The sequence below is a fragment of the Bacillus sp. AMCV2 genome (genome assembly GCF_056033925.1).
The window spans coordinates 3,298,215-3,310,604 of record NZ_JBVYIB010000002.1 but is presented as its reverse complement, the minus strand read 5'-3'; the positions used below and the strand labels follow the sequence as shown (position 1 = coordinate 3,310,604).

Sequence of the window (12,390 nt, the reverse complement as noted above, 5' to 3'; positions counted from 1 at the left end):
ATATGACAAACGAAGAATTGGAAACTGTAGTTGAAACGATCAAGTCGGGGTGGATTTCAAAAGGCCCGAAGGTGATTGAATTTGAGAAAAAGCTTGGCGAATGTCTGGGAGCGGAGCACGTAATCAGCTGTAATTCAGGAACTGCTGCCTTACACATGGCTTTGCTTGCACTCGGTGTAGGAGAAGGAGATGAAGTCATTGTTCCAAGCTTCACGTTTTGTTCAAGTGTAAACGTCATTTTGCATGTAGGAGCAACCCCGGTGTTTGCCGACATTTGCGAGGATGATTTATGTATAGATCCGGAAGATGTGAGACAAAAGCTTTCACCGCGGACAAAAGCGGTCATTGCGGTCCATTTTGCAGGTTATCCGGCAAATTTGGATGAGCTTAGCAGCATATGCAAGGAAAATGGACTGTACTTGATTGAAGATGCCGCACACGCGCTTGGGACAAGGTATAACGAGAAGATGATCGGCACACATGGAGATGCCGTATGCTTCAGCTTTTATGCCACCAAAAATATAACGACGGGAGAAGGAGGAGCTCTTATTCTTAAGGATGAAGAGGCTGCCGAAAGAGCAAGACTGTATGGATGGCATGGCATTACAAAAAATGCTTGGAATCGATACGGTGAAAAGGGCAGCTGGCGATATGATGTTTTACTTCCCGGCTTTAAGTACAACATGACAGATATCCAGGCTGCTCTTGGGCTCATTCAATTGAAACGGGCTGCTGAAATCCAAGAAAAACGAACCAGAATCGCAAACTATTATGCGTCTGAGCTTATCAATCATCCAGAAAGAGCAGAACTTCCTTTAACAGACATCCCTAGCCATATCACACATTCCTGGCATTTGTTCATTCTGCGGGTGAAAAAACACGAAGAAATGGACCGAGACCAGTTTATTGAAGAGATGAAAGCGAAACATATTGGGTTGAGTGTCCACTTTATCCCTGTGCATATGCATCCCTACTATAGAGAGCATTTTCCTGCAAAGCTGCCGGTAACTGAACGCATCTTTCCTGAAATTGTATCACTGCCTCTTTATAGCCAATTATCGAAGGAAGATTGTCAATACATCGTTCAATCAATTAAAGATGTTTTATCTTTAAGCCAGGAGGTCGGACAATGAAACACATTGCTATCTTAGGCGGAGCAGGTTTTATAGGAAGTGAATTAGCGGGGTTATTACAGAAGAAAGGCTATCATACGATCATCGCTGATCAAAAAAAGCCGGATTTTCAGGCAGAATTCCGCCAAACCAATATTTTAGACCGTCAATCGCTTCGGGAATCATTAAAAGGAGCAGATGCTGTCGTTCATTTAGCGGCAATGGTCGGAGTAGACAGCTGCCGCAGCAATGAAGAGGACGTAATCAAGGTGAATTTTGAAGGAACGAAAAACGTAACGGAGGTATGCAAGGAGCTGGGGATCAAGACCCTTCTTTTTTCCTCCAGCTCAGAAGTGTTCGGAGATTCGCCAGATTATCCATATACGGAATCAAGCCATAAGCTCCCTAAATCCGCTTATGGAAAAGCAAAATTAAAGTCAGAGGAATATTTGAAGGAGCAGGCATCAGCCTCACTGCATGTCAGAGTTGTCCGATACTTTAATGTGTACGGCCCGAAGCAGCGTCAGGACTTTGTCATAAACAAGTTCTTCAGTTTGGCCGAAGCTGGCGCGGAGCTTCCTCTTTACGGAGACGGCGGCCAAATCAGATGCTTCAGCTACATTAGTGATATCGTGAACGGAACATACCTGGCGCTGCTGTACAAAGGGAGTGCCTATGAAGATTTCAACATAGGAAACGATCTGCCAATCACTATAAAAGGACTGGCAGAGAAAATCAACGTGATGACTGGCAGGGAGAAAGAGCATTATACATTTAAAAAGCTGGGCGAGGATGGTGTCCGGGGGAAAGACATTGAAATTTTCAAACGTGCTCCTTCGATTGAGAAGGCAAAGCGTCTGCTTGGATATGCTCCTAAAATTAACCTAGATGAAGGCCTGAGGCTGATTAAAATTGAAAGACAAAAACAAAAACTTCCATTATCCTGAAAACCCCAAACAGATCAAGTTTCCGATTTATCCGGGGCAGCTTTCAGGCAGAAGTTTTTTCACCTACTTAATCTCAGCTAAAAGAACAACGTTGGCAGAAAAATTGGAAAAACGCTATGGAAAGAGCATCGAATTGACTTCGAGTGGAAGCGCAGCGTTGGTGCTTGCATTGACATTTTCCGGAGCGGGGCCTGGAAAAGAAGTGATTTTTTCATCATTCAGCTGTCCAAACGTAATTGACGCTGTGCTTCAAACCGGAGCTTCCCCAGTGTTTGCCAATCTGGATAATGATTTGTCCCTATCCTTTGAAGATGTGAAAAACAAAGTGACCGAGAGGACATGCGCTGTCATTTTGACACACGTTTACGGCCGGCAGGAAAACATGAAACTTATCGAGTGGGCGAAAGAAAAGCGTATTCGTGTCATTGACGATGCCGCTCAGGCCATGTTTACAAAACAAGACGGAACCTTTGCAGGCGGTTTGGGGGATTTCGGCATCTTGAGCTTTGGACCGTCAAAGCCCCTCGGCAGTATAGGAGGAGGAGCGTTAATCGCCCGAAAAGAAGTTCTGGACAAAAACGGCAGGCTGCCAATGGAACAGCGAAAGCAAGTCAATGCTGATTATGATGCTTATATGAGACAGCAGCGAATACAGGCTTTAATGAGATCTAGGACTCTATCCTTCTTATTCAGAAAAACGGGTGTTCAGACCTCTATGAAAACGAGCAAGCTTGAAGTCCTTCCGAAAAAACCTGCTACTGTCCCTTTATTGCGAATGCATCCGGTGAGGCAAGCCATTATCGAATACCAGCTGTCAAAGATGGAGCGGCTGGTGAGAGACTCATCTAGAAATTTGGAGACGGCAAAATACATTTTTGCACGGGCAGAAGAGTTATACGGGATCAAGATGATTCAGCCGCAGGAGGGAGAAAGCCTGAACTATTTGACAATCGTCTTCCCTCATGAAGGGGAAAGGTACGACTGCTCTGCTTATTTAGCGGCAAAAGGGATTCAAACCTGCTGGAACTACCTTCCGCTGCACCTTATTCCGCTGTATCAGCCTTATTCACGGCAAGAGGATGAACATTCTCTGTGGAAAAGGGTTCTTTCACTGCCGTTCAAACCGCCTCTTGGTACAGAGCAGGTGAAGTATATTGCTGAAACCGTTTTAGCGTATGCAGAGCAAAAGAATAAGAAATGAATGTTGGTGATATATCGTGCAAAAAACAGCAAATTTGGTAACTCGTCAAGCATGGGATCGAGCCGCTGGCATTTTTCAGACTGGATTGTTTCAAAGCTATGATTGGGGGAAGCTCATGGAGGAGCTCCCAAATACCTCGTTTCACCCTGTTAAGCTGACATCGGACGGCGGACAAGTGATATATGTTCCGGTGTTTGAGCAGAATGGCTTGCTCAGCGGGAATATGATAGGATACGGCGGCGTCATTTCAGACCGTCCGATTTCATTTGAATGGCTGCAAAACGAAATCAAGGCTTTATTTGGACAGAAATTATCGCGGCTCCTGCTTCCGCATGGCCAAACTTCTTTTATCGAAGAAACGGGAGAACATTGGGCAGAAAAAGCCACACACATATTGCCGCTTCCCGATACATTTGAAGAGCTATGGACAAACTGTTCAGGAAAAGCCCGGACTGCCGTCAGATATGCGGAAAAGAAAAATGTGTCCGTCCGCCTAATTGGACAGGAATCGATTCATGAATTTTACGAATTGTATAAGGCGCATACAGCAGCTATCGGCGCAGCCTATATGATGAGTCAGGATTTTTTTCAAAAGCTGCTAGAAAGCCTTGGAAGGCAAGTCTTTTGGGTAGGGGCATTTCTTGAGACTGACATGATCAGCAGCAGTATTTTTCTATATGACCATTCCCATTTCTATTATTGGCAGAATGTAAACAGCCCTGCCGGAAAAGAAACGCAGGCCTCTTATTTGCTGATGCGGAACGCTTTATCATTCGCCATCGGCAAGAAACTGCAATGGGTTGATTTTGGATATTCCCACAATAAAGAAATTGCCAGACCGAAACGATATTGGGGAGCTGAAGAGAAACGATGTCGACATTTCACAGAAACGGAGTAAAAGTGGTAAGCGGCCATCAGTCCAGTTATCTCCCCTGGTATGGTTTTTTTGAAAAAATCCATAAATCAGATGTATTTGCCATTCACGACACAGCCCAGTTTGAGAAAAAGGGATTTCTCAATCGGAACAGAATCAAGACTTCCCAAGGCCCCATGTGGCTGACTGTTCCTTTGCAGATGAAAAATTATAAGGATATCGAGCTTCGTGATATGAAAATCGATCAAGAGCAGGACTGGCGGAAGAAACACTGGATGGCGATTAAAATGAATTATGCGAAGGCTTCCTATTTCGAGGAATATCAAATGTTTTTTAAAGATGTCTATCAGCGGGAATGGGAGTACCTTCATGATTTAAATATGTTCATCATTGATTTTTTTCTGCGGGAACTTCGCATATCGACCCCAATTTGCTATGTGTCGGAGCTCGAATGCCGGAATGAAAAAAAGAGTGATTTTGTGCTCGCGCTTTGTAAGGAACTTGGGGCTGATCACTATTATTCAGGCAGCCAAGGATCAGACTATTTAATACAAAGTGATTTTGATAGAAGCGGAATTACAATCGAATACCAGCAAATCAGGACCATCCATTATCCGCAGTTGTTCGGAGAGCACATTCCTCATCTCTCTATGCTTGATATGCTTATGAACTGCGGCGCGGATATTTGCGAGACGTTAATCAAAGGGGGACAATATGATGAAAGTAATGGTATTTGCGGCGCACCCGGATGATGAAATTATCGGCGTCGGCGGAGCATTGGCGAAACATGTCCGTCAAGGAGACAGTGTGTCGGCTGTCATTATGGCTGAAGGAAAATCGTCTAGAAAAGAAGACTATGAAAAACCTTGTGATTCGATCATGCAGCATTCCTATAGTGAAACGGAACAAGCGCTTAGCACGCTCGGCATAAGCGATTTTGTCAGGTTAAACCTTCCTGATAACAGGCTGGATTCAATGGATTTGCTGGATGTCGTAAAAGAGGCAGAAAAACAAATTGAACGGTTTCAGCCCGATATCGTATATACACAATACGGCGGTGACATTAATATTGACCATGCTGTTGTATTCAGAGCGGTGATGACGGCAACCCGCCCGCTTCCAGGTCATTCCGTAAAACAGGTTCTGGCATACGAGACCTTATCCTCGACAGAGTGGAACTACTTGAAGAAGGATCAATTCCATGCGAATTTCTTCATTAATATAGAAGAAGAGCTTGAATTGAAGCTGAAGGCCATGGCGTGCTATGATTCGGAGCTGAGGGATTTCCCGCATCCGCGCTCCTTGCAAGCGATAGAAAATAACGCATACGTATGGGGAGCTAAATCGGGTTTTTCTGCAGCAGAAGCATTTATGCTTGTGAGAGGAACGTGGTGACGGATGATTGCGCAAATACCGTTTTTCGGGTTAGACCCGAAGCAAATTGATAAAAAGTGGGTCGAAGCAGGATACGGTCTTGAAGCCAACATCTTCGACGGAAAGTCGTTTGAAGAAACCGATTATGTGAAAACCTTCAAGCGGACACTTGATTACACAAAACAGCTTGAGCCGTCATTATTGACACTTCATTTTCCCACCGACAATGCGGATTATGTTCACGAAGCGCATATAAAGGACCGTCTGCTGCATTTTGCAGAGCTTGCGGATATGTACGGCGCTAAGGGCATAACTGTTCATGCCAATCAATTTATGTCGGTTGAAGAATTTCAAAGCTATGACTTAGAAGGAAATCGCAGAAAAGTCATTGAATTTTTTGCGGCGTTTGATGATGAGCTGAAAGGGACGGATATATGGATTGGAGTCGAAAATCTGCCGATTATCGGGAATCTGGGCGAAGACTTTGACCCGATTTTTATTTATCCTGAGGATTTTGAGGAGCTGGTTCAGCTCGGTTTAAAACATGTCGGCATTACATGGGATCTGTGTCATTGGGCCATTACCTATCAGACACATCTGTCATCATCACTTATGTTCAGGGATGAAAAGCTGAGATACCCTGATTTTTTTCAGTTTCTTTCCTTAAAGGACAGCATTAAACATTATCATTTCAGTTCGTTTCGCCAGCTAGCCTTCCCGCATGGTGATGTCCGCTGTTTTGAAGGGCGTCATCCCGCTGAAGGAACGATTAATGAACCATTGCTCAGACAAGCGGCGGAGATGTTAAAGGAGATACACCGCGGGGATGGCACGGGTATCGTATTTGAAGTGATGGAAGAGGACTATACACAAAGAAAAGAATCATGGAGAACATTAGAATGGTTCGGCGGTGCTTCTGATGAAGAAAAAAAGCGGACGTAATTCGGCATATCGAACACCAAATTATGCAAAGCTTTGGTCTGCACAAGTATTTTCTTCCGCGGCGGATGGCGTCTGGCTCATCGCGCTTCCGCTTCTAGTGCTCGATTTGACCGGAAGCAAAATATTAGTCGGGGTGATTTCTTTTATCGAGCTCGTTCCATTGACATTCGGAATGTTTACCGGACCTTTAATTGATTCAATACGAAAAAAATCCATATTGTATGTGTGTAATACTGGAAGAGCAGTCATTATGATTCTCTTGGCAGTCCTTAGTGCGAACGGTTTGTTAACTGTATGGATCATTGGTGTATGCGCATTTTGTTTATCGCTGCAATCGATGCTCTTTTCCCCGGCGAAAGTGGCGCTTATTCCGCTGCTTGTCCCTCAGAAACATCTCGATCAGGCGACTTCATTAATTAACACTAGCGAACTTATTGGTCTGATCGTCGGAAAGCTGATTAGCGGCGTTTTGATTGCGGCGATTCCGTTTGGGCTTCTGTTTCTCATAAATGGGACGGCATTTTTCGTATCCGCTGCATTGATTGCCCTTATTCACATTTCAGAATCTGCCGGCCTAAAAAGCAAAGGGGCAGAAGCCCTTAAGACAGGCTACAGAATGCTGAAGGGCAACTCATCTTGGATGACTGCTGTCGGTTATTTTTTTATCGTAAATCTTGTCATTGCCGGGTTTATTTCTGTAATGGGGCCGATTCTTGCAGTGGAACGTTTTCATGAGAACTATTCCGTATGGTTCGCTATCATGTATTCAATGTTTCAGGGCGGTATGCTCTTAGGGAATCTTGCTGTATTTTTCAAGTGGAATACGAAGCGGCTAGAACGGCTTTATCCCAGAACTTTAACAGCGGTAGGGCTGCTCATTATGTTTTTGTTTTTTCCGCTTAGCGGGCTGGAATGTGCCATTTTTTTGGTGCTGGGTGTCATCATCTCCTATATTGATGTGCAAACGGTTCTGTATTTTCAAAAGACGGTTCCGACTGAATACTTCGGAAGAATATTCGCGCTTATTTTTTCTATTGTAAAGATGGGAGAACCTCTTTCAGCAGCTGTTTACACAGTGCTTCTTGTGTTTATGGACGCTGATTATATTTTTCTGGCTGTCGGTCTGACTCTCGTCCTGACTTTTTTTATATTGTCAGTGAGGCAAGGAATGCAGCGGGATACCGGAAAAAAAGCGAATCAGTTTTTTTAATTTCTATATAAAAGAGCTGCCGATGATCATGCGGCAGCTCTTTTATTAAAGATCCAAATAAAGCCTTACCATATCGCAGCATTGAATCCCGTTTTCAAAAATGTCCTCATCATAATGTCTGACAAAGAAATCGTGGTCGATCGCCTGAAGGCGGAATCCGCATTTTTGATAGAGAGAAAGCTGGTGAATGCTGGAATTCCCCGTGCCGATTTCAATCGTGTCCGCCCCCAGCTCCTTCGCTTTTTCGATGGCGTCAAGTACAAGCTGTTTGCCAAAGCCCTTCTTCTGAAGAGATTCTTTTACCGCAATATTTACAATTTCAACTGTTTGCGGCCTTGTTTTTAGCAATACATAAACACCTGCAAGCTCATCACCGGCCCAAGCTGTGTAACATTCTCCCCTCTCAAGATATTCATCTACAATGTCTTTCGATGGATCGGCGAGCAGCAATAGATCATATAGTTCGTCATTTGTTTCTTTTCCTAATTCAATCCTGAGCTTTTGCATATTCATTCCACCTTTTTAGTCTGATAGACATTTAATTTTTTCATTCGTTCCCAATTTCATTCTGTTTTATTATAAAATATGAAAAGCAGTAAATGTTATCAAATTAGTAGAATAGGAGGAAAGTCATGTTTTTTTGTAAGAATTGCGGCTCCCAGAATAATGAAGGAGCCAAGTTTTGTAAACAATGCGGCACCCCGATCGGAGGGGGCAGCAAACAGGCAAATCAAGAAACAACTAGCACTGCAGAAACAAGGCAGGCTCCGCGAAAACCGATCCAAAAGAAAACCATCATTTTATGGAGCAGCATTGCCGCAGCGTGCGTTATATTATTCGCCGCTTATAAAACCGGAGCGTATTTTACTTCAAAGGATAGGTTAGTCGACAAGTTTGAACAGGCCGTAAATGATGAGGATCAGGACCAAATCGCGACTCTGCTTACACCGGTAAATGACAATCTTAAACTCACTAAAAATAATGTAAAACCGTTTCTTACATATTTGAAGGATCATCCAGACAAAAAAGATGAACTTTTTGCATCGCTCCGTGAGGAAACAGCCCAGAAGGATATCGTATATGCGGAAAAAGACGGGAAAAGCCTGCTGGTATTTGACCATTATGACTTAAAGGTAGCACCTGTTTATTTTGAAGTGACCAGCAATTATAAAAATACCGATTTATATGTCAATAAAGAGGAAGCCGGATCTGTAAAGAAAGCAGATCAAGCACAAACCCTCGGTCCGTACATTCCCGGCGAATATACAGTCTCAGCCAAACTGAAAAACGATGTCGTTGACCTTGTGAAAAAGGAAGACATTCAGGCGGTTGGCGATAACAGCTTCCGTGTTGATCTCTCATTGGAAGCAGACGATGTGACATTCAGCTTAGCGGATGACATCAAGAGCGGGAAGGGAGATTTGCTGATTAACGGTAAATCAATTCATAAAGATCCGTTCAAATCCGTAACATATGGTCCGCTGCTGACAGATGGATCAATGACAGCTTCAGTCGAGGCAGAATTTCCGTGGGGAAAAACAAAAACTGCCGGCGTTCCGATCGATGATAAAGAAATGGAGTTACCGTTAATTCCTGATCAAGATACACAGGAACAGATTATGAACACAATTGTCAAAACAACAAAACAATACTCCAAAGCTCTATCTGATGGGAATACAGCCCAGATGACAGAGGCAAGTGCCAATTGGAAGGCGGAGACGAAGGACACCGTCGATTCTATGAAAAGCGCGGATTCATACTTAAAAGATAGATACTTGGAAACTGATTTTGACCTGGACACATTTGCCCTCTCTCAGAAAAACGACGGAACGTGGCAGGTATCCGTAACAGGAATAGAACTTCACCAGTCTTCTTCGTATAACGACTATACAAAATCTGAAATGACTGACGACAGTCCGAGTTATGAATATCTTCTTTCATATGATAAAAAACAGAAAAAATGGATTTTCGAAGATGCAGAATCAACATTCGAATCTGCAGGCACAAATATAAAGAAAATCAAAAATGATAAACCAGAGACATACACTTCCGCCTGGGCTGGCTCGAAAAACAAAGGCAGTGAAAGCTCTGCAAGCGGCAATGTTACAGATGAACAAGTGACATTATTTATGGGCAGTTATCTGCAAAGTCAGGCAGATGCCGTGAATCAAAATAATTTCTCACTGATGGAAGACAGCCTTGAAAAAGGAAGTTCCCTTTACTCCGACCAGCAGCATCTCGTGGCGAAACTAAATAAAGAGGGGACAACAGAAGACTTTAATAACTATGAAGTGAAAAGCTGGAGCCAAAATGGGTCGGCTGTCACGATTAAGACGTATGAAGAATTCTACATCACAAAATCAGGCGGCAGTCCAAAGCTCAGAACATATAACTGGACCTACACCGGCGTAGTGAAGAACGGAAGAATTTACTTAACGTCTATTCAATAAAACAACCCCATCACCAGCAGGTGATGGGGTTGTTTTTAAAAGAGCATATAACGGAAAATTTCTTTGACATAGTGTTCGATAATAAGCTGAAATGTAACGCAGATGATCAGATAAATCACAATCGTTGAGTAAATGACATCAATTTTCCCTTTATATGAATGCTGGTAACTGCTCAGCATCGCAGGAGGAATGGCGAAGAATGCACCGATTAAACCAACAGCTAATATGGTAAAGCAAATGTCTGTATGTAATAAAAAGAAGAAAAGGGCAAGAATCAAAATAGCCGTAAACGGTATGAGAAACGCTCCGAATCTTGAGAATGAATCCTTGAAAGATACTTGGATTCCCGCGATTTTCAGGGCGAAAAAGATGCATGCATGCAGGCCAAATAGAAATAAAATAAAATAAATGGTTGGCTCTAAGAAGATTGCTGTAAAGCTTACGCTTCCGGGACCGTCTGAAAAAAGAATATAAAACATCAAAGGGGTCAGCAAACTGAAAAGAACCATCGTAATGATTGCGCTGATCAGCTGTTCTCCGCCTGTTGCTTTACATTCCTGATAAGGGCGTTTCAGGACGGATAAGACAAATGAACCGAACTGTTTTGCTGCTTGCTTTGCAGCGGCTCCGGTTTGAGCTGGATGCTGGTGGCCTGATTGACCGGGGAGCGGTGATCCGCATTTCTCACAAAAATTTCCGCCATCTGTTTGATGGCCGCATTGAGGACAATACATAAAATAACTCCTTTACATGTAATATAGGGAAAATAGACTAATAGTTTTATTATAAAAGAAAAAAGTTGTAAAGTAATCAATATTCATACAAAAAAAGACACGTGCCTGATAGCAGCTGTGTCTTTTTTATCTAGTTATTCATATATTTCTCAAATACATCTCCAAAATCCTTAATATGATACTGCGAACGAACGGATGTCAGCCAAGTGAATCCGAATTCGGTCAGCTCTTTATATTGCGTTTCAATATTGACGTGCTCAGGGCGGGTATGGTGAAGAATCGTCACTGCTTTATCTAAGCTTTGCTCCGCTTGATTGATTAAAATGTCATTTTCATAGGTTGTTTCAGCGATGCGAAGCAGGGCTTTATAAAGGTCTTTTAACTTTTCAATCTGGTCTTTGTGGACATCAATGTCGAATTGTTCACCACCCAGCTTGAACTTAATTTCAACATCCAAATCCACTTTTCCGGCAGTTTCAAGAAAAACGTCAGAGATTTTATATTGCGAATAAGGATAGCGTTTCAACGTACGTTTTGAGGAAGTGGCGCGTTCGCCGTCTACATGGATCAGGGCCAGGTTCGTAAAGCAATACTCGTCTGCTTTTGTTTTAATCAAGAAATAAATTTTCTCATTATCTTCATGCATGACATAATCATCTGCGTCTGTTTTGTCATAGTCCTGAGGTTCGATAATTTTTCCGATATCAGATAAGCCCAAGGCATCTGCCGCAATTTTTTTGAACATCTGTATACGTCCTTCCTATTCAATTTGTCACTTCATTGTAGCATGGCGCGTTTCTGACAGGCTATAAAGGTTTACCGGGAAATCGCCTCCGGGTAAAAGGGTGGAGAATAATTCTATTTCCTGTGCAGAGACTATCAACAAGGAGGTATATGATGTTCTCATTCATCGTTCACGTCTTTATTTCTTTATTCGCAGTATCGAATCCGATCGGAAACGTACCGATATTTCTGACGCTGACAGAAGGCTATACTGCAGCGGAAAGAAAAGCGATTGCCCGGAAGGCAGCTACTTTATCCTTTTTTATTCTCGCGGCTTTTTTGGTTTTCGGCCATCTTATCTTTAAACTGTTTGATATCAACATTCACGCGCTCCGAGTGGCGGGCGGCATATTCATTTTCGGCATTGCCTATAATCTATTGAATGCGAAAGAATCACACGTGCAATCTCTTCACCATGATGAACATAAGGAAAGCAAGGAAAAAGCGGATATATCCGTCACACCTTTATCCATTCCGATTATTGCTGGGCCCGGAACGATTGCAACAGTGATGAGCCTTTCCGCCGGTCATAGCGGCATTGGTCATTATGTGGCTGTCATAATCGGCATAGCCGCCGTTATTGCCCTGACCTTTCTCTTTTTCCACTATTCTGCTTTTATCAGCAGCAAACTCGGAAAAACCGAGATGAATGTGATCACCAGACTGATGGGATTAATCTTAGCCGTGGTTGCGGTCGGGATGATTGGTGCCGGGCTGAAAGGCATGTTTCCGGTCTTAACCTCATGATGCAAAAAGCAGCTCT

Annotated in this window: 13 protein-coding genes; 10 read left to right on the top strand and 3 right to left on the bottom strand. The window is 43.1% G+C overall.

Annotated elements, in window-relative coordinates; translation table 11 throughout:
• The first annotated feature begins 2 nt into the window (after positions 1 to 2).
• From AC0OMA_RS17225 to AC0OMA_RS17190, 8 genes are read left to right on the top strand one after another with little or no spacing between them, the layout of a single operon-like run.
• Entirely contained in the window at positions 3 to 1,133 is a 1,131-nt protein-coding gene (locus AC0OMA_RS17225; protein ID WP_015483705.1) for a DegT/DnrJ/EryC1/StrS family aminotransferase, read from the top strand.
• Complete coding sequence (locus tag AC0OMA_RS17220) at positions 1,130 to 2,059, top strand: NAD-dependent epimerase/dehydratase family protein (protein WP_015483704.1); 930 nt, start codon at positions 1,130 to 1,132, stop codon at positions 2,057 to 2,059. Before AC0OMA_RS17225 ends, AC0OMA_RS17220 begins: the two co-directional genes overlap by 4 nt.
• On the top strand, positions 2,025 to 3,260 hold the full coding sequence (locus AC0OMA_RS17215) for an aminotransferase class V-fold PLP-dependent enzyme (protein ID WP_474222287.1): 1,236 nt from the start codon (positions 2,025 to 2,027) through the stop codon (positions 3,258 to 3,260). Before AC0OMA_RS17220 ends, AC0OMA_RS17215 begins: the two co-directional genes overlap by 35 nt.
• Before the next feature lie 16 nt (positions 3,261 to 3,276).
• Positions 3,277 to 4,158, top strand: coding sequence for a GNAT family N-acetyltransferase (locus AC0OMA_RS17210; RefSeq protein WP_474222286.1), 882 nt, complete (start codon positions 3,277 to 3,279; stop codon positions 4,156 to 4,158).
• On the top strand, positions 4,131 to 4,886 hold the full coding sequence (locus tag AC0OMA_RS17205) for a WbqC family protein (protein WP_474222285.1): 756 nt from the start codon (positions 4,131 to 4,133) through the stop codon (positions 4,884 to 4,886). Before AC0OMA_RS17210 ends, AC0OMA_RS17205 begins: the two co-directional genes overlap by 28 nt.
• Positions 4,852 to 5,529 (top strand): PIG-L deacetylase family protein, encoded by a 678-nt coding sequence (locus AC0OMA_RS17200; RefSeq protein WP_015483702.1) that lies wholly within the window; start codon positions 4,852 to 4,854, stop codon positions 5,527 to 5,529. Before AC0OMA_RS17205 ends, AC0OMA_RS17200 begins: the two co-directional genes overlap by 35 nt.
• A gap of 3 nt (positions 5,530 to 5,532) precedes the next feature.
• Positions 5,533 to 6,450, top strand: coding sequence for a sugar phosphate isomerase/epimerase family protein (locus AC0OMA_RS17195; protein WP_015384662.1), 918 nt, complete (start codon positions 5,533 to 5,535; stop codon positions 6,448 to 6,450).
• Positions 6,428 to 7,660 carry an MFS transporter gene (locus AC0OMA_RS17190; RefSeq protein WP_015483701.1) on the top strand — a complete coding sequence of 411 codons (1,233 nt, stop codon included), beginning with the start codon at positions 6,428 to 6,430 and terminating at the stop codon, positions 7,658 to 7,660. Before AC0OMA_RS17195 ends, AC0OMA_RS17190 begins: the two co-directional genes overlap by 23 nt.
• A gap of 45 nt (positions 7,661 to 7,705) precedes the next feature.
• Here the strand turns inward: AC0OMA_RS17190 and AC0OMA_RS17185 are convergent, their stop codons facing one another.
• A complete protein-coding gene (locus AC0OMA_RS17185) occupies positions 7,706 to 8,173 on the bottom strand; it encodes a GNAT family N-acetyltransferase (protein ID WP_474222284.1) in 468 nt (155 codons plus the stop codon).
• Between the two features lie 119 nt (positions 8,174 to 8,292).
• Between AC0OMA_RS17185 and AC0OMA_RS17180 the strand changes: the two genes are divergently transcribed.
• A complete protein-coding gene (locus tag AC0OMA_RS17180; protein WP_181220140.1) occupies positions 8,293 to 10,110 on the top strand; it encodes a zinc ribbon domain-containing protein in 1,818 nt (605 codons plus the stop codon).
• 35 nt (positions 10,111 to 10,145) lie between these two features.
• Here AC0OMA_RS17180 and AC0OMA_RS17175 read toward each other — a convergent pair whose 3' ends face one another.
• A complete protein-coding gene (locus AC0OMA_RS17175; protein ID WP_181220139.1) occupies positions 10,146 to 10,844 on the bottom strand; it encodes a zinc ribbon domain-containing protein in 699 nt (232 codons plus the stop codon).
• 130 nt (positions 10,845 to 10,974) lie between these two features.
• Positions 10,975 to 11,589 carry a PH domain-containing protein gene (locus AC0OMA_RS17170; RefSeq protein WP_003228342.1) on the bottom strand — a complete coding sequence of 205 codons (615 nt, stop codon included), beginning with the start codon at positions 11,587 to 11,589 and terminating at the stop codon, positions 10,975 to 10,977.
• A gap of 149 nt (positions 11,590 to 11,738) precedes the next feature.
• Between AC0OMA_RS17170 and AC0OMA_RS17165 the strand changes: the two genes are divergently transcribed.
• Entirely contained in the window at positions 11,739 to 12,374 is a 636-nt protein-coding gene (locus AC0OMA_RS17165; RefSeq protein ID WP_181220138.1) for an NAAT family transporter, read from the top strand.
• Positions 12,375 to 12,390: the final 16 nt, after the last annotated feature.